A 19,962-nucleotide genomic window follows, 5' to 3' on the forward strand; every position below is an offset into this window, starting at 1 on the left:
GGGGCCGGGGCTGCGCCCCAGACCCTGGAGGGCCAGTGGCGCAGCCCTGCCGCGCGGCGGAGCCGGGGTTGTGCCTCAGGCCCCGTGTGGGGCCGAGGCTGGGCCTCCGATCCAGGGTGGGGGCCGGGGTTGTGCCTCAGGCCCCGTGTGGGTCTGGGGCCATGCCCCAGACCCCGGGTGGGGTCGGGGCCGTGCCCCAGACCCCGGGTGGGGCCGGGGCCGCGCCCCGGACCCTGGAGGGCCGGTGGCGCAGCCCTGCCGCGCGGCGGAGCCGTATATCGGTGCCGCGGGGGAGGGGGAAGAGCCGCCGGACGCCCTCTAGTCCGTGGCGGCCGTCGCGGGGACCTTCTCCGGCGTGGCCGCCGCCTTCGCGGCCTCGGCGGCGCGGTCCCGGCGCTCGCGGCGGGCCAGCACGAACCAGCCGATGGGCACACCGGCGGAGAACAGCCACCACTGGACGGCGTACGCCATGTGCGGGCCGATGTCGCTGTGGTTGGGCGCGGCGACCGGCTGGGGCTGCTTGTCGCCCTTGGGGGAGGACGAGGTGAGCTCGATGTAGCCGCCGAGGACGGGCCGGGACAGCACCTTCGCCTGCTGCTCGCTGTTGATCAGCGAGACCTGGCGGGGCGGCAGCCCCTGCTTGTCCTTGATGCCGCTGTTGCCGGTGGTCTCGTCGGCCTTCAGCCGACCGGTGACGGTGACCTTGCCGGAGGGGGCGGCGGGGACCTTGGGGAACTTGGTGAGGTCCGTGCCCGCCGGGATCCAGCCCCGGTTGACCAGCACCGCGCGGTCGTCCGGGAGCAGCAGCGGGGTGAGGACGAAGTAGCCGATGGACTGCTCGTCGGAGCCGGTGCGCTGGCGGACGACGACCTCGTGGGCGGCGTCGTAGGTGCCGGTGGCGGTCACCGTGCGCCAGGTGTCGTCGCGGGGGACCGTACGGCCGGGAGCGGTGAGCTTCTCGACGGACACGGCCGGGGCGTCGAGGTTGTCCCCGATCAGCTGGTTCTGCGCGACCCGGTGCTCATGGCGGTGCAGCTGCCAGAAACCCAGCCTGATCATCGTCGGGATCAGGGCCAGGGCCACGAGTGTGAGGATCACCCACTGCCGGGTCAACAGGAAGCGGTACACGTCCCTGACCCTACTCGGCGTGGATTGTCCCTCGGCCGCTGGGGGCGTCCCAGGACAATCCACGCAGGTGGCCGGGTTCACACATGGTCGACGATGCCCACCTTCCCTTCCGCCCGCGCGCAGTGCGCACAGCAGTAGAAGTGGCCGTCGGCCTCCACGCCCTGCCCGATGATCTGGGTCCGGCAGTGCTCGCAAATGGGCGCCATGCGGTGGATGGCGCACTGGAAGCAGTCGAAGACGTGCACATTGCCCTGTGCGTGCACTTCGAATGTCATCCGGTAGTCGTTTCCGCAGACCTCACAACGTGCCATGCGCCTCAGCGTGCGGGCCCGCGCGGTGGCGGGCGAGCGGCGTGCGGGCGCGTCGCGCCGACTTCACCTGTTTGTCGGCGGCGCGGGGGTGACGTCCTGGAGGAGCTGCATGAAGGCCGCCTCGTCGATGATGGGCGTGCCGAAGGAGCGGGCCTTGGCGGTCTTGGACGTGGGCGACTCGGGATCGTTGGTGACCAGCACGCTGGTGAGCCGGGAGACGCTGGTGGCCACGTGCAGCCCGGCCTCGACCGCCCGGTCCTCCAGCAGCTCGCGGTCCACGGAGGTGTCCCCGGAGAACGCCACCCGCATGCCCTGGACCAGCTGCCCGCCCGGCTCGTAGCGCCCGGGGTTGGGGTAGGGGCAGGCGGGGCGCTTGCGGCTGGGGCGCCAGGTCTGCCGGTACGACCGCTGGCGGCCGATGGCCGGGCCGTCGGACCACTCGGTGAGCGGCTGGCAGGCCAGCAGCGGCAGCCGCAGCCCGGTCTCGGCGGCCCGGTGGAGGCTGGGCCGGAAGGTCTCGGCGAGCACCCGCGCGTCGTCCAGGGCGTGGTGGGCGCGGCGCTGGACCACTCCGTAGTGCGCGGCGAGGGTCTCCAGCTTGTGGTTGGGCAGCGGCAGGCCCAGCTCCTTGGAGAGGGCGATGGTGCACAGCCGCTGCCGCACGGGCGCGGCGGTGCGGGTGCGGGCGTACTCGCGGGCGAGCATCGACCAGTCGAAGGCGGCGTTGTGCGCCACCAGGACGCGGTCGGCCAGGCGCTCGGAGAGCTCCGCGGCGATCTCGGGGAAGCGCGGGGCGCTCGCGAGCATCTCCTCGGTGAGGCCGTGGATCCACACCGGGCCCGGATCGCGCTGCGGATTGACCAGCGTGTACCAGTGGTCCTGCACCGCGCCCCGGGCGTCGAGCTGATAGACCGCCGCGGAGACGATCCGGTCGTCGCGGGCGAGGCCGGTGGTCTCCACGTCGACGACCGCGTACCCCTGCGGATAGGTGGCCGGCCAGGAGGACGGCGGGGCGAGGTGCGGGGCGGCTGCCGTGGGGTCTTCGAGCATGGTCCATGAGGATACGGGCCGTCACCGACAACCCTGACCGGCGGGCCGGTCCGGGCGTCCGACACGCCGGGGTTGACGGGGCGTCGGGCCCGGGCGGCGGGTCAGAGCCTGGACAGGGCCAGTTGCAGATCGATGTCGCTGATGAGGAGGCGGCCGGCGCGCTTGTCGCCCGGGCGGTCGGGCACCGTCACCTTCACCCCGGGCGAATCCCCGGTGAGAACCGTCACGTTGGCGCCGTCGAACCGCGGGGCCCGCTGGCGGATGACGGACTTCAGGCGGTCGGCGGCCCGTTCGGCGGTCCGTTTGCCGTCGGTGAGGGCGCAGATGACCCCGGATGTCTGCTTCGCGGACTTCGCCAGCTGTCCGGTGGCCGAGAGCCGCACCGGGTCCTTGGGGTCCTTCCCGCCGAAGTCGACGCGGTAGACATCGCCCAGACAGTCGCCCAGCGCCCGGTAATCCTGGTCGTCCGCCACGGACTCGCCCTTGGCCGGGCGCACCGCCGACAGGTCCTTACCGGCGTAGCCGAAGGAGATCTCGCCCTTGGAGACCTGGAGGGTGATCCCGTCCTTCGTCCAGACCGTCTCGCCGTGCCAGGCGCGCCGGGTGAATCCGCCCGCCTTGAGCTTGGCGGTGACGTGGTCCGCGTCGAAGGAGCCCTGCCAGTGCCCGGCGTAGCCATTGGTCACATCGGTGTCGATCATGGCCGGATCGAGGCCATAGGCATGGGCGTTGAAGCGGTAGCCCGTCATCAGCGGACTGCCCGCCTGGCCGACGGCGCGGAACCGCCGGGAGTCGCCCTTCTCCAGGGAGCGCACTCGGGCGGCGTCGAGATAGGAGACCTGGGCCCCCTTCGTGCCCGCGGTCGAGATGTGTCCCACCGCGTCCATCAGGGCTGAGGGGGAGTCATCGCCGCCGGACCCGGAGGAGCACCCCGTGGTGAGCGCCGACAGCAGGCAGGCGAAGGCCATGCCGCCGGTCCGGATCCGCTCTCTGGCTCTGCGCACAGCCGGGGAGCTTAATTGGCCATGCGGCGCGAGGCGAGGCCTCTTGTTGACACCGCATCTACCATACTTGTTGGTAACCACCTCTAGCGACGGCCTTACGGGCGGTCCTATGTTGCGGACATGCCGCACCTGCCCAATGCCGTGATGTGGTCGATACCGGCCTTTGTCCTGCTCGCCGTCGTGGAGATGGTGAGCTACCGCTTCCACCCCGACGAGGACGCCGAGGGGTACGCGGCGAAGGACGCCGCGACCAGCGTCACCATGGGGCTCGGCAGCCTGGTCTTCGATCTGCTGTGGAAGATCCCGATTGTGGCGATCTATGCCGCCATCCACGAACTCACCCCGCTGCGCGTGCCGGTGGTGTGGTGGACGCTGCCGCTGATGCTGCTCGCCCAGGACTTCTTCTACTACTGGTCGCACCGTGGGCACCACGTCATCCGCATCCTGTGGGCGTGCCATGTGGTGCACCACTCCAGCCGCAAGTTCAACTTCACCACCGCCCTGCGGCAGCCGTGGACCACCTGGACCGTCTGGCCGTTCTACGTGCCGATGATCGTGCTCGGGGTGCACCCGGCGGCGGTGGCGTTCTGCTCGTCGGTGAACCTCGTCTACCAGTTCTGGATCCACACCGAGCGGATCGGCACCCTGCCGCGCCCCATCGAGTTCGTCTTCAACACCCCTTCGCACCACCGCGTCCACCACGCCTCCCAAGGCGGCTATCTGGACCGCAACTTCGGAGGCATCCTCATCGTCTGGGACCGGCTCTTCGGGTCCTTCGTCCCCGAGACCGAGCGGCCCGTCTACGGCCTGACGAAGAACATCAACACCTACAACCCGCTGCGCGTGGCCACGCACGAGTACGCGGCCATCGCCCGCGACATCGCGGCGGCGCGGGACTGGCGCGAGCGGGCGGGCCGGGTCTTCCGGGGACCGGGCTGGCAGCCCGCGCCGGCCCTGGAAGCCGGTCTCCCGGAGGGCGGTTCCCCGGAGGACGGTTCCTCGGCCGCCGGTTCCCGGGACGCCGGCTCCCCGGAGGCCGGTCCGGAGGCCGGGCGGCCGGAGCCGGCCGGCGAGAGCGTGCGGTGACGGCCGCCGCCGGGCGCGCCACGACGGTCCTGCAGGCCCTCTTCGCGCTGCTGACCGCCGTTCACCTGGGCGCGCTGCTCGTGGACGCCACCACCGTCGTCCACCTCACCAAGCCCGCCCTGATGCCCGTGCTCGCCGTATGGGCCCTGGCGCGTGGCGGGCCGTGGCCGCTCCCGGCCGCCCTGCTGTGCGGCTGCGGGGGCGATGTGCTGCTGCAGATCGGCGGCGAGACCGCGTTCCTGGCCGGAATGGGCTGCTTCGCGGCCGGGCACCTCTGCTATCTGGCGCTGTTCGCCCGCGCCGGGTGGCGCCGTACGGCGCCATGGGTGGCCGCCGGGTACGGGGCCGCGTGGCTGGGCACGGTGGCGCTGCTGTGGCCCGGCCTCGCGGCGCATCTGCGGCTTCCCGTCGCGGGCTACAGCCTGCTGCTGACGGTCATGGGGCTGGCCGCGCTCGGGGCGGGTGCGTGGACCGGGCTCGGCGGGGCGCTGTTCATGCTCTCCGACACCCTGATCGCGGCCGGGCTCGCGGACTTGCCACGGCCGCCGGTGCCCCAGTTCTGGATCATGGCCACCTATATAGCCGCCCAGTGGCTGCTGGCGGCGGGGGCGACGCGCGAGGGAGCCCCGCGCCCCGCGTCCTGCGCTGGAACGGGCGCTCGTCAGCCCGTGACGTCCGTAAGGCCGCGACGCGTAGGGCCGTGACGTCCGTAAGGCTGTGCCCCTCACCGGCCCGTGCCCCTCGCCGGCCCGTGCCCCTCGCCGGCCCGTGCCCCTCGCCGGCCCGTGCCCCTCGCCGGCCCGTGCCCCTCGCCGGCCCGTGACCCCCGTCAGGCCGTGGCCGGCAGCCGCCTGAGCCGGACCATGCGCAGCGGGTCCGAGGGGCGGTCATGGCTCAGCTCCCAGCCCCGGGCACGCGCCGCCTCGACCACATAGCCCGCGCCCACCCCGCGGTACTCGCGCACGGGGATGTCGTGCGGACCGGGCGGCGGGGCCTTCTTCGCCTTCTGGGCGGCCAGTTCCTTGGCGGTCCAGGAGGCGATGCGCTTGTCGACCCGGGCCCGGTAGAAGGCCGCGTCGCCCTCGTGCCGCAGCTCCGGGAGCGTCACGCACCAGGCGGGCCACACCTTCACGCTGTCCCCGAACTTGTCGATCAGGCCGAGGAACCCCTTCTCGAATCCGGGGATCACCGTAAGGATCTCGGCCACGATTCCGAAGGCGATGAAGCAGAGGAAGATCACCACGATCAGCGCCCACCACAGCGGCAGCAGCAGCACGGTCAGCACGAACCGGATCAGCAGCGAGACGGCCGGCCGCGGGGGCAGCGGTCCCCAGGAGTCGTCGTGGTGCACGGGAACGGGGTCCTCTCGCGGCTTCATGGGGAACGCGTACGGGCCGCCGGGGCGGCTGCTCCGCCCCGGCGGCCCGTGCATTGTGTCAGCCGGTCACTTCTCGACGGCGTCCAGGGCGTCCGCGAGCCCGGCGCCGTAGAAGCCGTTGTACCGCTTGCCGCCCTCGCACACCGCGTCGACCGTGCCGTCGCCGTCGATGTCGTACGGCATCGGGCAGGCCAGGTCATCGGCCTCGGCCTTGAGCAGCGCCTTCACCTGCCGTGCGGAGGCGTGCGGATGGGTGCTCTTGATGAGCGCCGCGACACCGGCCACATGCGGCGAGGCCATCGACGTGCCCGCCATGTAGCCGTACTGCCCGCCCGGCAGCGTGTTGTAGATCAGGCCGCTGGTGGCCGGGGGCTCCGGCTTCTGGTAGGCGGTGCTGTCGCCGCCGGGGGCCGCGATGTCGATGATCCCCAGGCCGTAGTTGGAGAACGAGGACTTGAGCCCCTTGGCGCCGGTCGAGGCGACCGTGACGACGCCCGGCAGCTGGGTCGGGATGTCCAGGCAGACGCTCGGGTCCACCTCCCGGTCACCGGGGGTGGTGTCGTTGGGGCTGGAGGGGTCGGTGATGGTGTCCGAGGTCAGGTCGTAGTTCTCGTTGCCCGCCGCGGCCACATTGACCACGCCCCGGCGCTCGGCGTACGACGAGGCCCGGCGCACCGCCTCGACCAGGGCCTTCTGGTCCGGGTCGGTGGTGCAGTTGAAGTACCACGGGTCGGTGTAATAGCTGTTGTTGGTGACGTCCACGCCGTGCTCGGCGGCCCAGACGAAGCCGCAGACGACCGCCTCGGTGTAGAAGAACCCGGCCGTCGTGGACACCTTGATCCCCGAGACCTTGACGCCCGGGGCCACGCCGGTGACGCCGATGCCGTTCTTCGCGGCGGCGATCTCGCCCGCCACATGCGTGCCGTGCGGGGACTCCTCGGCGGTCGGCCGCCAGGCGCCGTCGGCGGTGTCCGGCTTGCCCGTCACACAGTTGACGGACGCCTTACGGTCGAAGTTCGGCGCCAGATCGGGGTGGGTGTCATCCACACCGGTGTCGATGACCCCGACGGTGACCTTACGGCTGCCCAGGCTCTTCTCATGCGCCTTGTCCGCCTTGATCGCCGGCAGGTCCCACTGCAGCGGCTCCAGCGGGTCCTGCCCGGCCTTCGCCTTGGCCGCCACCGCCTGCCGCTGCTTCTCGCTCAGCAGCTTCGGCGTGTCGATGTCGTCGGTGGACTGGGCGGGCAGCGGGGCGGTGCGGGTGTTCCCGGCGGAGGCGACGCCGCGCACCTTACGGACGGTCTTGGCGAAGTCCGGGTTGGCGGAGTGGACGACGATGACGCCGATCCGGTCGTAGGACACCACGACCGTGCCGCCGGCCTGGGCGATGGCCTTGCGGATCCGGGACGGGTCCTGCCCCGGGCGGGTGTTGACGACATAGCTCAGGGACGGACCGTCGGCCGTGGCGGCTGCGGCGGCGTGGCCGTCCCGTCCGAGCGCGGTGGCGGTGGTGGGCAGGAAGGCCAGCGCGGTGGTGAGCGCCATGGCGGCGGGTATCGCGGCGGTGCGCAGCGGCAGGGAGGTGCGGCGCGGCGTCATGGGTACTCCGGTTCTCTCGACGGTTCTCTCGAGGACGGTTCTCTCGAGGTGGCTGAGAAGGCTCTGGGCGGGCGGACCGGGCTGGATCGTCAGCGTTCCGGACCGGGGGCGCGGACGCGCGCTCAGCGCGCCACTCGGGGGACGCGGAGCCCCCGGGCGCGGGCGGCGGCCCAGCGGGCCGTGTCAACGGCGGTGGTCCAGCGGGCCGCGTCAACGGCGGTGGTCCGGCCGGGGTCATCCGCACAAGCGAATGTGCGCGCCCTCGTGGCGCGGATCCCGCGCGCCGCCTCGATGCCCCGGGACGCCGCGGGACCGGGGCAGAGGCGGCGGGGAGTGGTGAGGGGGTGGTGCGAAGCCGGCGGGCCGTCAAAGGCCCGCCGTCCGGGTCTTGGAGGTGCCGATCTCAGATGAGCCATGGGATCTCCACTTCATCCGTACGGGCCGCCCGAACGCCCTCCGCGGCTGGGCGGGTACATGACGATGGAAGCTATCGCTGATCAAGGTCGGACATCAATGCATTCCGGAAGAAAACCCGCCACAGTACCCGGAGCCGATCCCTCCCCCGAATTCTTATCCGTCTTTCAATCAACCGGCCCCTGTCGTACGGGGTCCGCACCGACCTACCATGCGTGATCCGGATCACTCGCCGCCGTATTTCGTTCCCGTCGGACCCACTCACCAGGAGAGACCGTGGATACCGCACCGGCCAACGATCGCCCCGACGATCAGCGGCAACTTGACCGTTCTGCCTACGCCGAGGTGCAAGCGAGCGCGGAGTTCGGCGAACTGCGCGGTGCCCACCGCTCGTTCGCCTTTCCGCTCACCATCGCGTTCGTCAGCTGGTACCTGCTCTACGTCCTGCTGTCCAACTACGCGGACGGCTTCATGGGCACCAAGGTCGTGGGCCACATCAACGTGGCCCTGGTGTTCGGGCTGGCCCAGTTCCTGACCACCTTCCTCATCGCCTGGTGGTACTCCCGGCACGCCGCCGCCAAGCTGGACCCGCGCGCCCAGGCCATCAAGGCCCGTCTGGAGGAGCGCTCATGAATCCCCAACTGCTCGCGGCCGAGAGCGCCTCGGACAACCGGCCGCTGATCGTCACGCTCTTCGCGGTCTTCGTCCTGGCGACCCTGGCCATCACCGTCTGGGCGGGCCGGCAGACCAAGGACGCCACCGACTTCTACGCCGGCGGCCGCCAGTTCACCGGCTTCCAGAACGGCCTGGCCATCTCCGGCGACTACATGTCCGCCGCGTCCTTCCTCGGCATCGCCGGCGCGATCGCGCTCGCCGGTTACGACGGCTTCCTGTACTCGATCGGCTTCCTCGTCGCCTGGCTGGTCGCCCTGCTGCTGGTCGCCGAGCCGCTGCGGAACTCCGGCCGCTACACGATGGGCGACGTGCTCGCCTACCGGATGCGCCAGCGCCCGGTGCGCACCGCCGCGGGCGTCTCCACCATCGTCGTGTCGATCTTCTACCTGCTGGCGCAGATGGCGGGCGCGGGGGTGCTGGTCTCCCTGCTGCTGGGCATCACCAGCGAGGCCGGGAAGATCCTCATCGTCGTCCTCGTCGGCGTCGTGATGATCCTCTACGTCACCATCGGCGGCATGAAGGGCACCACCTGGGTGCAGATGGTCAAGGCCGTGCTGCTGATCGCGGGCACGCTGCTGATCACCTTCCTGGTGCTGCTGAAGTTCAACTTCAACATCTCCGACCTGCTGGGCGAGGCGGCCAAGAACAGCGGCATCGGCGAGTCCTTCCTGGAGCCGGGGCTGAAGTACGGGATCAACGCCACCACCAAGCTGGACTTCATCTCGCTCGGCATCGCCCTGGTCCTGGGCACCGCCGGCCTGCCCCACATCCTCATCCGCTTCTACACCGTGCCCACCGCCCGGGCCGCCCGTAACTCGGTCAACTGGGCCATCGGCATCATCGGCCTGTTCTACCTGATGACCATCGCGCTGGGCTTCGGCGCCGCCGCGCTGCTCAAGCACGACGACATCATCGCCTCCAACAAGTCGGGCAACACCGCCGCACCACTGCTCGCCGAGGAGATCGGCGGCGGACCGGACTCCACGGGCGGCGCCATCCTGCTCGCGGTGATCTCCGCGGTGGCGTTCGCGACGATCCTCGCCGTGGTCGCCGGGCTCACCCTCGCCTCCTCGTCGTCCTTCGCCCACGACCTGTACGCCAACGTCATCCGCAAGGGCAAGGCGACCCAGGAGGAGGAGATCTCGGCGGCGCGCTGGGCCACCGTCGGCATCGGCACCGTCGCCGTCGTCCTCGGCGTCTTCGCACGAGATCTCAACGTCGCCGGACTCGTGGCACTCGCCTTCGCGGTCGCCGCCTCCGCCAACCTCCCGACCATCCTCTACAGCCTGTTCTGGAAGCGGTTCACCACCCAGGGCGCGCTCTGGTCCATCTACGGCGGACTGATCTCCTCGGTCTTCCTGGTGCTCTTCTCGCCCGTCGTCTCGGGCAAGGAGACCTCGATGTTCCCGGACGTGGACTTCCACTGGTTCCCGCTGGAGAACCCCGGACTGATCTCCATCCCGCTGGGCTTCCTGCTCGGCTGGCTGGGCACCATCGTCTCCAAGGAACAGCCCGACAAGGAGAAGTACGCCGAGCTGGAGGTGCGCTCGCTCACCGGGCACGGAGCCCACTGACCGGCCATTTCCACCCGCGCGGTCCCTCCATGTCACACCCGTCACGTACGCTGCGAGACAATTGAGCAGTGCACGCACGCCAACCGTGGAGGGGCCGCCACCATGTTGATCGACACCTATGGTCGCGTAGCCACCGACCTGCGTGTCTCCCTGACCGACCGCTGCAATCTGCGCTGCACCTACTGCATGCCGGAAGAAGGCCTGCAGTGGCTCGCCAAACCGGATCTGCTCACCGACGACGAGATAGTCCGGCTGATCGGGATCGCCGTCACCGAGCTCGGGGTCACCGAGGTCCGCTTCACCGGCGGTGAGCCACTGCTGCGCCCCGGTCTGGTCGGCATCGTGGAGCGCTGCGCCGCCCTCGACCCGCGTCCCCGGATGTCGCTCACCACCAACGGCATCGGGCTGGAGCGCACCGCCCAGGCCCTGCGCGACGCGGGCCTGGACCGGGTCAATGTCTCGCTCGACACCCTGCGCCCCGAGGTCTTCCAGACCATGACCCGGCGCAAGCGCCATGGCGATGTGCTGCGCGGCCTCGACGCGGCGCGCACCGCCGGGCTCACCCCGGTGAAGGTCAACGCCGTGCTGATGCCCGGGCTCAACGACGACGAGGCGCCCGACCTGCTCGCCTGGGCCCTGGAAAACGGCTATGAGCTGCGCTTCATCGAGCAGATGCCGCTCGACGCCCAGCACGGCTGGAAGCGCGACGGCATGATCACCGCCGGGGACATCCTGGCCAGTCTGCGCACCCGCTTCACCCTCACCGCCGAGGGCGAGGAGGAGCGCGGCTCCGCGCCCGCCGAGCGCTGGCTGGTGGACGGCGGCCCGGCCCGGGTCGGCGTCATCGCCTCGGTCACCCGCCCGTTCTGCCGCGCCTGCGACCGCACCCGGCTGACCGCCGACGGGCAGGTGCGCACCTGCCTCTTCGCGCGCGAGGAGTCCGATCTGCGCGGAGCGCTGCGCTCCGGCGCCCCGGACGAGGAGATCGCCCGGCTGTGGCGGCTGGCTATGTGGGGCAAGAAGGCCGGATCCGGGCTCGATGACCCGTCGTTCCTCCAGCCGGACCGGCCGATGTCGGCGATCGGGGGCTGATCACTGGTCTTCGGCGGCCGACCATTCCTCCAGCGTCACCACGTCCTTGAGGAAGCCCCGCACTCCGAGGAACTCCGAGAGATATGCGCGGTGTTCCTCGCAGGCGAGCCAGGTCTTGCGCCGCTCGGGGGTGTGGATCTTGGGGTTGTTCCAGGCCAGCACCCATACGGCGGGGGCGTGGCAGCCCTTGGCGGAGCAGATCACGGTGTCGGTCTCGGCGGCGGTCTCGCGGGTGTTCACACCGCAGACTCTACGAAAAGCGCGCCGGACATGGCGACGCCGGGCAGCCACGGGGGGAGCCGCCCGGCGTCGGTCCGTCGCTCCGACGGGGGATGCGGAGCGCGTACGCAGTATGTCACGAGGGATGGGGCCCGGTGCACCGGTACCGCACTATTGATCTGAGGTTTTCTTGAGCTTACGGAAACCTGGCAGGTCAGCCACGCTCACCGCGTCCAGGCTCGCTGATATGTCCGACGTCCTCCGGGACGGATTCCGCCCCTCGGGGATCGCCCGGCTCCTCTCCGCGCCCGGCGATCAGCATCGGACGGGGCGGGGTCGGGATGAAGGTGGTGGGCAGCGAAGTGGCGTTCTCCCGGCCCGCGTTGGCTATCACGACCGCGATGTAGGGCAGCACCGCGCCGAGTACCAGGGCCACGATGGCCACATGGCGCTCCACGTTCCACAACACCGCCGCCAGCACGACCGCGACGGTCCGGACCGACATCGAGATCACATAGCGGCGCTGCCGGCCGCGTACGTCCTCGGCCAGCCCCTGCCGCGCTCCGGTGATCCGGAAGACCTCCGTATCGCCGTGCTTCCGCATCACGTTCCACCACCTGATCGCCGAGCGGGCTTCCCCCGCTCTGGAACGTACTCAACGTTACGCCGTGCCTGCCCTCGGTTCGAGACCGGGGCACCCTGATGGGTGCCGTCCCCGGGTGCGCCGATGTGCGTACCGGGCCTCCGGCGTGCGCCGTACTCGAAGTGGCCGAACACTGGAAGGGATGTGCATCCCCTCGCCGCGTGTCAGGGAGGCGACATGAACTGGCTATGGGCGATCGTCGTGGGCCTGATCCTGGGTGTGATCGCCAGGGCGATCCTGCCCGGCAAACAGGCCATTCCGCTCTGGCTGACCTGCGTCTACGGCATCCTCGGCGGCATGCTGGGCAATGCGGTGGCCGGCTGGATCGGGGTCAGGCACACCGGGGGCTTCGACTGGATCCGGCATCTGCTCCAGCTGGCGGGGGCCGTGCTGATCGTCGCCCTGGGCACTCCGCTGTGGCACTCGATCCGGAGTGGCGGACGCAGACGCAGTGTGACCTGAGGGGCGCGAGGGCGGCGGCCGGTACGACGGCTGGTACGACGGCGGCGGCCGGTGCGCGTGGTGGACGTGCACCGGCCGCCGCTTTCGTGTGCGGTTGTGGAGCCTGTGGTGAGGCGGGCGGACTTACACCCCGCGCACCTGGGCGATCTTCCGCCCGGCCTTGAGGTAGACCGCGCCGGAGGCCCCCGCGAGCCCGGCGGACGCCAGCGTCTCCGCGACCACCTCGGCCAGCGGGCGCACCGCCTGGGCCTCGGGCAGCACCACCGACTCCTGGCCGCCGTCGGTCTCGATCACCAGCCGCAGACCGTTCTGCTTGGCGACCCGGCGGGCGGCCGAGGCGCTGGGCTGGAACTCCAGCACCTTGCTCAGCACGGTCGCGATGGACTCGGTGCCGTGCTCCCCGGCGTCGACCACCGGCGTCTCGACGTCGGTGAAGCTCTTCTTGGAGAACTGGGCGACGAAGCCCGCACGGGCCGCCATCGCCTTCTCGAGGCCGTACAGCGCCGCCACGACCTCGCCCGCCAGGACCTTCTTCAGATCCATTGGGTGCAGTGACCGCTCCTCGACCCGGGCGATCGCGGTGGCGATCTCCGCGTCCGTCCACTCGGTCCATGCCTCCAGGTACGGCTTCATCAGCCGGTCCGGAATCGACATGATCTTGCCGAAGACGTCGTCGGCGGTCGCGGAGAGCGCCACGTAGTTGCCCTTGGACTTGGACATCTTGGCGCCGGTGCCGTCGGTGCCCTCGATCAGCGGCATCGTGACCACCAGCTGCGGCCGCTGACCGCGCAGCTCCATCAGCTTGCGGCCCATCTGCAGATTGAGCAGCTGATCCGCGCCGCCCAGCTCCACATCGCACTCCAGGGCCACCGAGTCGAGGGCCTGCGCGATCGGGTAGAGCAGCTCGGACATGGTCAGCCCGGAGCCGGCGGCCAGCCGGTTGCGGAAGTCCTCGCGCTGCAGCAGCTGGGAGACCGGCACCTGGGAGAGCAGCCCCAGCAGCTCCGGGAAGGTGTACGGCGCCAGCCACTCGCTGTTCTGCCGGAAGTTGACCTTCTCGAAGTCGAAGAACGGCCGGACCTGGTCCTGGTAGCCCGCGAGGTTCCGGGCGATGTCCTCGTCGGTCAGCGGCGGGCGCTCCGCCGTACGGCCCGACGGGTCGCCGATCTTGGCCGTGAAGTCGCCGATCAGCAGCGTGACGTCGTGCCCCATGCGCTGGAAGCGGTTGAGGATGATCATCGGCACCACATGGCCGAGGTGCACATCGGCGGCCGTCGGGTCGATGCCCAGCTTGATCGCCAGGCCGTGGCCGGCGCCGCGGCGCTCCTCGATCCGCTTGGCCAGCTCCGCCACGCCGGGCAGGATCTCGACCGTACGGGACGCGATCAGCTCGGCCTGCTCCGTCGGCGAGAGGTCCGTCAGGTCGATATAGCGCCGCGAGCCCGTCTCCTCGAGCAGCCGCTCGACGGTCTTGTCGGAGGAGAGGTCCTGGGTGAGGAGCTCGCTGGCGCGGGCGACGGATTCGCCGAGGCGTGTCATGGCGTTCCTGGTGATAGACGAAACGGATATGGGCGGATGTGGATGGATTCGAAACGGTCGCTTCGGATGGGCGTGGACCAGTCTATTCGGCTCCTCACACCCCCTTGCTGACCGAGCTCATATTGAAGTCCGGAATGCGCAGCGGCGGCACCGCGGCGCGGTTGAAGTAGTCGCTCCACTCCCGCGCCAGCGTCCGCTCGGTGCGGCCCGCCTCGGTGGCGCGGGCGAGCAGATCCACCGGCGACTCGTTGAACCGGAAGTTGTTCACCTCGCCGACCACCTCGCCGTTCTCCACGAGATAGACGCCGTCCCTGGTCAGCCCGGTGAGCAGCAGCGTGGCCGGGTCGACCTCGCGGATGTACCACAGGCAGGTCAGCAGCAGCCCGCGCTCGGTCGACGCGACCATCTCCTCCAGCGAGCGGGTGCCGCCCGCGTCCGCGATGAGGTTGTCGATCGCCGGGGCGAGCGGCAGCCCGGTGAGGGCGGAGGTGTGCCGGGTGGTGATCAGCTGCTGGAGCACCCCGTCGCGGATCCAGTCGGTGGCCGACAGCGGCAGACCGTTGTCGAAGACCGACGCGTCGTCCCCGGACGAGTGCGCGATCACGAACGGCGCCGTCTCGAGACCCGGCTCGGCCGGGTCGCTGCGCAGCGTGAAGGGCAGCTCGGACAGCTTCTCGCCGACCCGGGTGCCACCGCCCGGCTTGCTGAAGACCGTACGGCCCTCCGCCGCGTCCCGGGCCGAGGACGACCACAGCTGGTCGATCAGCAGATCGGCCACGGCGCTCGGGGGCAGCAGCGTCTCGTAGCGGCCGGCCGGCAGCTCGACCCTGCGCTCGGCCCAGGCGAGCCGCTGGGCGAGCTCGGCGTCGATCGCGGCCGGGTCCACATCGGTGAAGTCCCGGGTGGCCCGCCCGGCCCAGGCCGAACGCGTACGGTCCGGGGACTTGGCGTTGACCTCCAGCGTGCCGGTGGGCTGGTCATGGCGCAGCCGCAGCCCGGTGGAGCTGCCGAGATAGCTGGAGACCAGCTCATGGTGGGCGAATCCGTAACTCTCCCGGCCGCCCGCGCGGGCCCGGGCGAAGGACTCGCCGAGGGCGGGGGCGAAGCCGGCGAACACCTCGGAGGAGGTCACGGCGGGGGAGTCGGTGAAGCCGGGGGAGACCGCCGCGTCCGGATCCCGCTCCACCAGCGGCTGGGCGTCCTCGGCCGGCTCCGCCGCCCGCGCAGCCGCCTCGGCGGCCCGGACCAGCGGCTCCAGCTCCTCGGCGGTGACCGCGGACCGGGACACCACGCCCGAGGCGGTGCCCTGCCCGCCGTTCACGGTGGCCACGACGGTCAGGGTGCGGCCGCGGGTGACGCCGTTGGTCGTCAGGGCGTTGCCCGCCCAGCGCAGATTGGCCGTCGAGGTCTCGTTGGCGATCACCACACAGCCGTCCGCGCGGGACAGCTCCAGGGTGCGCTCGACGATCTCATGGGGCTTCGCGCTCATCGTCCGGCCTCCTGGGTGGTGTTGAGGATGTTGACGCCGCGGAACAGCGCCGACGGGCAGCCGTGCGAGACCGCCGCGATCTGCCCCGGCTGGGCCTTGCCGCAGTTGAAGGCGCCGCCCAGGACATACGTCCGCGGGCCGCCCACGGCCGTCATCGAACCCCAGAAGTCGGTGGTGGTGGCCTGGTAGGCGAAGTCGCGCACCTGCCCGGCGAGAGCGCCGTTTCTGATGCGATAGGCCCTTTGCGCCGTGAACTGGAAGTTGTACCGCTGCATGTCGATCGACCAGGAGCGGTCGCCGACCAGATACAGACCGTTCTCGACGTCCCCGATCAGCTCCTCCGTCGAGGGGCCGCCGGGGGCGGGCTGGAGCGATACGTTCGCCATCCGCTGCACCGGCACATGGCCCGGCGAATCGGCGAACGCACAGCCGTTCGACCGCTCGAAGCCGGTCAGCCGGGCGATCCTGCGGTCCAGCTGATAGCCGACGAGCGTGCCGCCCTTCACCAGGTCCCAGGACTGGGCGGCCACGCCCTCGTCGTCGTAGCCGATGGTGGCCAGCCCGTGCTCGGCGGTCCGGTCACCGGTCACATTCATGACCTCGGAGCCGTACCTCAGCTTTCCGAGCTGGTCGAAGGTGGCGAAGGAGGTGCCCGCGTACGCCGCCTCGTAGCCGAGCGCGCGGTCCAGCTCGGTGGCGTGGCCGATCGACTCGTGGATGGTCAGCCACAGATTGGACGGGTCCACCACCAGGTCGTACGACCCGGCCTCGACGGATGGCGCGCGCATCTTCTCGGCCAGCAGCTCCGGGATCTCCGCCAGCTCCGCGTCCCAGTCCCAGCCGCCCGCGCCGGGCCCGCCGGTCAGATACTCCCAGCCGCGCCCGACCGGCGGGGCCAGGGTGCGCATCGAGTCGAACTCCCCGCTCGCCGGGTCCACGGCGACGGCCGTCAGCTGCGGATGGAGTCGTACCCGCTGCTGGGTGGTCGTGGTGCCCGCCGTGTCCGCGTAGAACTTGTTCTCCTGCACGGTCAGCAACGACGCGTCCGCGTGCGCGACCCCATCGGCCGCGAGCAGCCGCTCGCTCCACTCGGTGAGCAGTCCGGTCTTGTCGGAGTCGGCCACGTCGAACGGGTTGACCTCATAAGAGGACACCCAGGTCTTGTCGGCATGCACCGGCTCGTCCGCCAACTCGACGCGCTCGTCGGACCCGGCGGCCTCGATCACCTTGGCCGACAGCTTCGCCATCGCCACCGCCTGCGAGGCCACTCGTGCGGCGGCGTCCATGCTCAGATCCACCCCGGACGCGAACCCCCACGCCCCGCCGTGCACCACCCGTACGGCATACCCCAGGTCGGTGATGTCGGAGGCCCCGGACGGCCTGCCATCCCGCAACCGCCACGCGGCACTGCGCACCCGCTCGAACCGGAAGTCGGCGTGCGCGGCCCCCAGCGCGCGAGCCCGCGCGAGCGCCGCGTCGGCGAGCGCCCTGAGCGGCAGCGCGAGGAAGGACGGATCAATCTCGTGCGTCACGGGCGGCTCCTCTTCGTCGCGTACGTGGCGTGGTGTCCGTCGGCAGTGAACCACGCGGCTGCGGGGTAGGGTGCGGTAATTGCCGCTGGACCACCGGGCCCGGGGCCGCCGCCCTCGGCCTCCGGCCACGCCGCTCGCCGCTCGCTGCTCAGGACGGGCAACAGCACGCTCGGGTCGGCAAGCAACGGCCGCCCCGGTTGCCCAGGGCGGCCGAACGGGCTGGTTACACGCCGAACTCTTCAGCCGTGAGACGGCCGATGAACGCGTCCCACTGGCGTATGGAGAAGGCGAGTTGTGATCCGTGGCGGTTCTTGGAGTCCCGTACGTGGACGGTGCGGGCGGTGGCGGCAACCTCGACGCACATGCCGCCCTCACCGCTGCTGTAGCTGCTCTTGAACCACGACAGTTCGATGTCGTTGTTGTTCACGTTTCTCCCCGCAGTTTCTCGATGAAAGCCAGCGACTCCCGTGGAGTGAGAGCCTGGGCTCTGATGATCCCGTAGCGCTGTTCCAGCGTGCGGACCGCTTTGCGATCCGTCAGCAATCTGCTGATGTCCTGAACCTCCACATAGGCCATCATCTGGCGCCCCTTGGGCTCCAGCAAGGCAAATGGGCCGCCCGCTCCGGCATGCTCATCCACCCCCGTCGGCATGACCTGAAGGTCTACGTTCCGCATCTGGCCGAGGTGTAGCAGGTGTTCCAACTGCGCGCGCATCACCGGTGTTCCGCCGCATGGTCGGCGCAACACCGCCTCCTCGGTCACGAAGCTCATGATGGGCGGGGGTTGCCGAGTGATGAGTTCCTGCCGGGCCAATCGGGCGGCGACCCGCTGCTCGATGGTCTCCTCGCCCAGCATCGGGCGTTGCATCGTGAAGACAGCGCGGGCGTACTCCTCGGTCTGGAGCAACCCGTTGACCACCAGACATTCGTACGCGTGGAACTCGACCGCCTGCGCCTCCAGCCGTGCGGCGCCCCGGAAGAAGGCCGGGAGCTGTGCGTTGGCGACTTCCTCCTTGGCCGCTCGCAGGACCCCGAACGCCTCCAGCGCCTCGTCCGCCGCGTCCAGGAAGTCGGGCTGGGGAACTCGACGTCCCTGCTCGACCGAGGAGACCTGCTCCTCGCTGTACCCGATCGCCTCACCCAACTGCGCCTGTGTGAGCCCCGCCCGTTCGCGGAAGAGCTTCACCTGCCTGCCGATGCACTTGACGATGTCACCCGCCATGACCCACCCACCTCCTTGCGCGAGAACGCGCCTCTTTCCCTCGGCGTCACGGCAGTCCTCCCGTACGGACACCTACCGTGCCCGTACCGCGACCCTGCGTACCCGCTGCCCGTCTGGTCAGGCTAGGCACGCTTCGCCACGCTCGGTGACGTGAATGGCGAAAATCCCCCTGGCGGTACGTTCGAGATGTTCTTCACCTCTTCCCGGCGCGGTGCCCGGCTCGCCCGGCGCCTGGTCGTCCGCAGACTGGAGGAGTGGGGCATTCCCCGGGACAGCGGAGCCTCGCAGAGCCTCGCGCTGATCGCGGGGGAACTCGCGGCGAACGCCGTGAGTCATGGGCACGTGCCCGGCCGCCGCTTCCATCTGCGGCTCAGCGTGCAGCCGCCGCCCGGCCGGGACGGCCGTCGCGCCCCCGCCTCGGCCCGGATCGAGGTGTCCGATGCCCGCGACGAGCAGCGCCCGGTGCTCCGGGACCGGGACGACGAGGCGGAGTGCGGGCGCGGGCTGCTGCTCGTGGACGCGCTCGCGTCGAAGTGGGGGGTGGCGGAGCGGGGCATCGGCAAGACGGTGTGGTGCGAATACGTCATCGCTCCCGAGGGATGCGGGCCGCAGCAGGCCGTCACCGGAGACACCGGAGTTGGCGATGCGGGATGATGGAGGGCAGAGACGAACAGACCCGCCGTGATGGAGGAGCGTTCGGCCGTGGAGTACGGGCGTCTACGGGAAATCGCGGAGCGGCTCGCCGAGCACGCCCCGGATTCGTTCCGGGGCTACGAGATCAGCGGCGACGAGATCGTCATGATGATGTCCTCCTCGCGTCCGCACGAGTTCATCGCTCTGCGTATCCGCCAGCGGCTCGACCGGCAGATCCCGCATTTCCTGGTCGCCCACACGGGCGGTGAGGTGGAAGACGCCTCACTCGGGAAACTCCGGCGCCCTGATCTGATCGTCGTTCCGGACGCGGTGTTCGCCGAGAATACGATGGCGCCGTTCCATCCTCGAGATGTTGCTTTGGTCGCCGAGATCGTCTCGCCGTCGAATCACTCCACCGACTACGTCGAGAAGATGCACGACTATCCGGCGATGGGCATCCCTCTCTATCTTCTCGTCGATCCACGGAAGGGCACCATCGCGGCCCTGTCCGATCCGGGCCCCGGGCTCGGCGGTGAGGGCCCCTGTTACCGCACCCGCAGCGATTACGCCTTCGGCGACGAGGTGACCATCGGTGACTGGACCCTCGCCACAACGGACCTGCGGACCTATCCCGAGGCCCGCTGACCCTTCGACGCGGCCGACGCCGACAAGACCGGACTGCTCGCCGAGTGGAGCGAGCGACTGCTGGCCGCCGACGGCAGTCAGCGGGTACGTGGCGTGGTGCCCGTCGGCAGTGAACCATGTGCCTGGGGCCTGGGGCCTGGGGCCTGGGGCCTGAGGCCTGAGGCGCGGCAATTCCGCCGGAAGCGGGGAACACTGGCGTCAACCATTCACGCCTGCACTAGCCGTACTCGGGCCGACTCTGGCTCGCCGCTATCGCTCAAGGGTATGG

The 19,962-nt window shown here is 70.5% G+C and carries 21 protein-coding genes; 8 read left to right on the top strand and 13 right to left on the bottom strand.

From position 1 onward, the window contains the following. Nucleotides 1–318: 318 nt before the first annotated feature. The 4 genes from IEJ02_RS17825 to IEJ02_RS17840 form a co-directional block, all read right to left on the bottom strand. On the bottom strand, nt 319–1,128 hold the full coding sequence (locus IEJ02_RS17825) for an SURF1 family cytochrome oxidase biogenesis protein (protein WP_191065775.1): 810 nt from the start codon (nt 1,126–1,128) through the stop codon (nt 319–321). 77 nt (nt 1,129–1,205) lie between these two features. Next, nucleotides 1,206–1,439 carry a metallothionein gene (locus tag IEJ02_RS17830; protein ID WP_137977402.1) on the bottom strand — a complete coding sequence of 78 codons (234 nt, stop codon included), beginning with the start codon at nt 1,437–1,439 and terminating at the stop codon, nt 1,206–1,208. 63 nt (nt 1,440–1,502) lie between these two features. Further along, nucleotides 1,503–2,489 carry a DEDDh family exonuclease gene (locus tag IEJ02_RS17835; protein WP_191065776.1) on the bottom strand — a complete coding sequence of 329 codons (987 nt, stop codon included), beginning with the start codon at nt 2,487–2,489 and terminating at the stop codon, nt 1,503–1,505. A 101-nt stretch (nt 2,490–2,590) separates the two neighbouring features. Then, nucleotides 2,591–3,493: a hypothetical protein gene (locus tag IEJ02_RS17840; RefSeq protein ID WP_191065777.1), complete on the bottom strand. Its 903-nt coding sequence runs from the start codon at nt 3,491–3,493 to the stop codon at nt 2,591–2,593. A gap of 120 nt (nt 3,494–3,613) precedes the next feature. On the opposite strand from IEJ02_RS17840, the gene IEJ02_RS17845 reads away from it, so the two are divergent. Both IEJ02_RS17845 and IEJ02_RS17850 read left to right on the top strand, forming a co-directional pair. After that, nucleotides 3,614–4,579, top strand: a complete 966-nt coding sequence (locus IEJ02_RS17845) for a sterol desaturase family protein (RefSeq protein ID WP_191065778.1) — start codon at nt 3,614–3,616, stop codon at nt 4,577–4,579. After that, nucleotides 4,576–5,283, top strand: coding sequence for a lysoplasmalogenase (locus IEJ02_RS17850; protein ID WP_317985829.1), 708 nt, complete (start codon nt 4,576–4,578; stop codon nt 5,281–5,283). Before IEJ02_RS17845 ends, IEJ02_RS17850 begins: the two co-directional genes overlap by 4 nt. Nucleotides 5,284–5,408: 125 nt before the next feature. Here IEJ02_RS17850 and IEJ02_RS17855 read toward each other — a convergent pair whose 3' ends face one another. Together IEJ02_RS17855 and IEJ02_RS17860 are read right to left on the bottom strand one after the other, a co-directional pair. Beyond that, entirely contained in the window at nt 5,409–5,957 is a 549-nt protein-coding gene (locus tag IEJ02_RS17855; RefSeq protein WP_223863986.1) for a hypothetical protein, read from the bottom strand. Between the two features lie 66 nt (nt 5,958–6,023). Beyond that, the gene (locus IEJ02_RS17860) at nt 6,024–7,556 is read right to left on the bottom strand and encodes a S8 family peptidase (protein ID WP_223863987.1); all 1,533 of its coding nucleotides are present in this window, start codon (nt 7,554–7,556) and stop codon (nt 6,024–6,026) included. A gap of 690 nt (nt 7,557–8,246) precedes the next feature. Here IEJ02_RS17860 and IEJ02_RS17865 point away from each other — a divergent pair. The 3 genes from IEJ02_RS17865 (at nt 8,247) to moaA (ending at nt 11,311) form a co-directional block, all read left to right on the top strand. Further along, nucleotides 8,247–8,603 carry a DUF485 domain-containing protein gene (locus tag IEJ02_RS17865; RefSeq protein ID WP_191065779.1) on the top strand — a complete coding sequence of 119 codons (357 nt, stop codon included), beginning with the start codon at nt 8,247–8,249 and terminating at the stop codon, nt 8,601–8,603. Further along, nucleotides 8,600–10,219 carry a monocarboxylic acid transporter gene (locus tag IEJ02_RS17870; protein ID WP_191065780.1) on the top strand — a complete coding sequence of 540 codons (1,620 nt, stop codon included), beginning with the start codon at nt 8,600–8,602 and terminating at the stop codon, nt 10,217–10,219. Before IEJ02_RS17865 ends, IEJ02_RS17870 begins: the two co-directional genes overlap by 4 nt. Before the next feature lie 102 nt (nt 10,220–10,321). Further along, the gene (moaA, locus tag IEJ02_RS17875; RefSeq protein ID WP_191065781.1) at nt 10,322–11,311 is read left to right on the top strand and encodes a GTP 3',8-cyclase MoaA; all 990 of its coding nucleotides are present in this window, start codon (nt 10,322–10,324) and stop codon (nt 11,309–11,311) included. Here the strand turns inward: moaA and IEJ02_RS17880 are convergent, their stop codons facing one another. Together IEJ02_RS17880 and IEJ02_RS17885 are read right to left on the bottom strand one after the other, a co-directional pair. Beyond that, nucleotides 11,312–11,551 (bottom strand): hypothetical protein, encoded by a 240-nt coding sequence (locus tag IEJ02_RS17880; protein WP_191065782.1) that lies wholly within the window; start codon nt 11,549–11,551, stop codon nt 11,312–11,314. 193 nt (nt 11,552–11,744) lie between these two features. Next, nucleotides 11,745–12,134, bottom strand: a complete 390-nt coding sequence (locus IEJ02_RS17885; protein ID WP_137980662.1) for a DUF3099 domain-containing protein — start codon at nt 12,132–12,134, stop codon at nt 11,745–11,747. 216 nt (nt 12,135–12,350) lie between these two features. On the opposite strand from IEJ02_RS17885, the gene IEJ02_RS17890 reads away from it, so the two are divergent. Beyond that, nucleotides 12,351–12,635, top strand: coding sequence for a GlsB/YeaQ/YmgE family stress response membrane protein (locus IEJ02_RS17890; RefSeq protein WP_191065783.1), 285 nt, complete (start codon nt 12,351–12,353; stop codon nt 12,633–12,635). 123 nt (nt 12,636–12,758) lie between these two features. On the opposite strand, the gene tyrS is transcribed toward IEJ02_RS17890, so the two are convergent. The 5 genes from tyrS to IEJ02_RS17915 form a co-directional block, all read right to left on the bottom strand. Further along, nucleotides 12,759–14,174, bottom strand: coding sequence for a tyrosine--tRNA ligase (tyrS, locus tag IEJ02_RS17895; protein WP_191065784.1), 1,416 nt, complete (start codon nt 14,172–14,174; stop codon nt 12,759–12,761). 94 nt (nt 14,175–14,268) lie between these two features. Further along, complete coding sequence (locus IEJ02_RS17900) at nt 14,269–15,663, bottom strand: metallopeptidase TldD-related protein (protein ID WP_191065785.1); 1,395 nt, start codon at nt 15,661–15,663, stop codon at nt 14,269–14,271. After that, a complete protein-coding gene (locus IEJ02_RS17905) occupies nt 15,660–17,195 on the bottom strand; it encodes a TldD/PmbA family protein (protein WP_191065786.1) in 1,536 nt (511 codons plus the stop codon). Before IEJ02_RS17905 ends, IEJ02_RS17900 begins: the two co-directional genes overlap by 4 nt. A gap of 223 nt (nt 17,196–17,418) precedes the next feature. Beyond that, complete coding sequence (locus IEJ02_RS17910; protein ID WP_191065787.1) at nt 17,419–17,622, bottom strand: DUF397 domain-containing protein; 204 nt, start codon at nt 17,620–17,622, stop codon at nt 17,419–17,421. Next, nucleotides 17,619–18,416: a helix-turn-helix domain-containing protein gene (locus IEJ02_RS17915; RefSeq protein ID WP_191065788.1), complete on the bottom strand. Its 798-nt coding sequence runs from the start codon at nt 18,414–18,416 to the stop codon at nt 17,619–17,621. Before IEJ02_RS17915 ends, IEJ02_RS17910 begins: the two co-directional genes overlap by 4 nt. Nucleotides 18,417–18,602: 186 nt before the next feature. Between IEJ02_RS17915 and IEJ02_RS17920 the strand changes: the two genes are divergently transcribed. Both IEJ02_RS17920 and IEJ02_RS17925 read left to right on the top strand, forming a co-directional pair. Further along, nucleotides 18,603–19,070 carry an ATP-binding protein gene (locus IEJ02_RS17920; protein WP_191065814.1) on the top strand — a complete coding sequence of 156 codons (468 nt, stop codon included), beginning with the start codon at nt 18,603–18,605 and terminating at the stop codon, nt 19,068–19,070. 30 nt (nt 19,071–19,100) lie between these two features. Further along, nucleotides 19,101–19,694: a Uma2 family endonuclease gene (locus tag IEJ02_RS17925; protein ID WP_223863988.1), complete on the top strand. Its 594-nt coding sequence runs from the start codon at nt 19,101–19,103 to the stop codon at nt 19,692–19,694. Nucleotides 19,695–19,962: the final 268 nt, after the last annotated feature.

The organism is Streptomyces sp. 5-10 (assembly GCF_014712245.1).
Classification (GTDB): Bacteria; Actinomycetota; Actinomycetes; order Streptomycetales; family Streptomycetaceae; genus Streptomyces; species Streptomyces violaceusniger.

Excerpts from the sequence above, each read along its gene's own strand:
- IEJ02_RS17920 (WP_191065814.1), top strand. The coding sequence starts at position 18,603 with ATGTTCTTCACCTCTTCCCGGCGCGGTGCCCGGCTCGCCCGGCGCCTG.
- IEJ02_RS17860 (WP_223863987.1), bottom strand. The coding sequence starts at position 7,556 with ATGACGCCGCGCCGCACCTCCCTGCCGCTGCGCACCGCCGCGATACCC.
- IEJ02_RS17835 (WP_191065776.1), bottom strand. The coding sequence starts at position 2,489 with ATGCTCGAAGACCCCACGGCAGCCGCCCCGCACCTCGCCCCGCCGTCC.
- IEJ02_RS17830 (WP_137977402.1), bottom strand. The coding sequence starts at position 1,439 with ATGGCACGTTGTGAGGTCTGCGGAAACGACTACCGGATGACATTCGAA.
- IEJ02_RS17925 (WP_223863988.1), top strand. The coding sequence starts at position 19,101 with ATGGAGGAGCGTTCGGCCGTGGAGTACGGGCGTCTACGGGAAATCGCG.
- IEJ02_RS17855 (WP_223863986.1), bottom strand. The coding sequence starts at position 5,957 with ATGAAGCCGCGAGAGGACCCCGTTCCCGTGCACCACGACGACTCCTGG.
- moaA (WP_191065781.1), top strand. The coding sequence starts at position 10,322 with ATGTTGATCGACACCTATGGTCGCGTAGCCACCGACCTGCGTGTCTCC.
- IEJ02_RS17915 (WP_191065788.1), bottom strand. The coding sequence starts at position 18,416 with ATGGCGGGTGACATCGTCAAGTGCATCGGCAGGCAGGTGAAGCTCTTC.
- IEJ02_RS17900 (WP_191065785.1), bottom strand. The coding sequence starts at position 15,663 with ATGAGCGCGAAGCCCCATGAGATCGTCGAGCGCACCCTGGAGCTGTCC.
- IEJ02_RS17870 (WP_191065780.1), top strand. The coding sequence starts at position 8,600 with ATGAATCCCCAACTGCTCGCGGCCGAGAGCGCCTCGGACAACCGGCCG.
- IEJ02_RS17890 (WP_191065783.1), top strand. The coding sequence starts at position 12,351 with ATGAACTGGCTATGGGCGATCGTCGTGGGCCTGATCCTGGGTGTGATC.
- tyrS (WP_191065784.1), bottom strand. The coding sequence starts at position 14,174 with ATGACACGCCTCGGCGAATCCGTCGCCCGCGCCAGCGAGCTCCTCACC.
- IEJ02_RS17845 (WP_191065778.1), top strand. The coding sequence starts at position 3,614 with ATGCCGCACCTGCCCAATGCCGTGATGTGGTCGATACCGGCCTTTGTC.
- IEJ02_RS17885 (WP_137980662.1), bottom strand. The coding sequence starts at position 12,134 with ATGCGGAAGCACGGCGATACGGAGGTCTTCCGGATCACCGGAGCGCGG.